This window comes from Klebsiella sp. A-Nf5, from assembly GCF_002810545.1.
Taxonomy (GTDB): Bacteria; Pseudomonadota; Gammaproteobacteria; order Enterobacterales; family Enterobacteriaceae; genus Klebsiella; species Klebsiella variicola.
This window is the reverse complement of the sequence record NZ_PIOG01000177.1, coordinates 1-476: the sequence shown is the minus strand read 5'-3', so window position 1 is coordinate 476 and position 476 is coordinate 1. Positions and strand designations below refer to the sequence as shown.

The window sequence follows — 476 nt, the reverse complement described above, 5'->3', positions numbered from 1 at the left end:
GCCGTCGCCGTGGCGCAGATTGTTTTTGTCATCGGTATTACGCTATGCAAGGTGCCTTTTGGCGAACAAAACCAGCGGCGCTGGCAGAGTATGAATCAGCTGGAAATGCCCGCCTGGACCGATTTTCTCTATAACCGCCATGCCCGTTTTATTCAGATAGCGCTGCGTGGGGGGCCGTTGAATCAGCACAACATCACCGAGCAATTTCTCGCGCAGAAAAAAACGCTGGCGGTGCTGCCGCTTGGCTGGAATGAAGAAGATGCTGAAGCTGCGGATGCGCTCTGGCAGCAGGCGCTGGGCTATCGTGAACGGGAAGCGAAAGCATTACCCAAAATGATGGACTATCTGGCCTGGATGCCGGACCGTGGCGATCTGACGCTGGCCACGGCCGTCCTGACGCTGACGAGCGAGGCGGATAAAGCGCAGGCGGAAACGGCGTTTCGCCGGGCCATTGCCATTGCGCCGGAAAACCCGGA

At 58.0% G+C, this 476-nt stretch carries 1 pseudogene; it reads left to right on the top strand.

What is annotated here, in order from left to right:
• Window positions 1-476 (top strand): annotated as a pseudogene (locus CWM53_RS19360) (energy transducer TonB); the annotation flags it as partial.